The sequence below is a fragment of the Anaerobacillus sp. 1_MG-2023 genome (assembly GCF_030547345.1).
Lineage (GTDB): Bacteria > Bacillota > Bacilli > Bacillales > Guptibacillaceae > Guptibacillus > Guptibacillus hwajinpoensis_B.
In genome coordinates, this window is record NZ_JAUORD010000346.1 from 1 (window position 1) to 213 (window position 213).

A 213-nucleotide genomic window follows, 5' to 3' on the forward strand; every position below is an offset into this window, starting at 1 on the left:
TTCAAAAGGGTTATGGATTAAATGATAGTGTGGGAATTAGTTTCTTAGAAAGACAATATGAAGAGTATTTAAGGGGACAACCGTCAAAAACAAAATTTGTAACTGATAAAGAAGGAAATCCAATTGGAGATCCAGAAGAAATTCCGGGCTCCAGAGGCGGAGATCTAGTGTTAACTTTAGATATGGAGCTTCAACAATCTGTAGATGAGATTT

1 pseudogene is annotated in these 213 nt (G+C 35.7%); it reads left to right on the forward strand.

The window, feature by feature from the left end:
* A pseudogene (locus Q4550_RS25740) lies at positions 1-213 on the forward strand (peptidoglycan D,D-transpeptidase FtsI family protein); the annotation flags it as partial.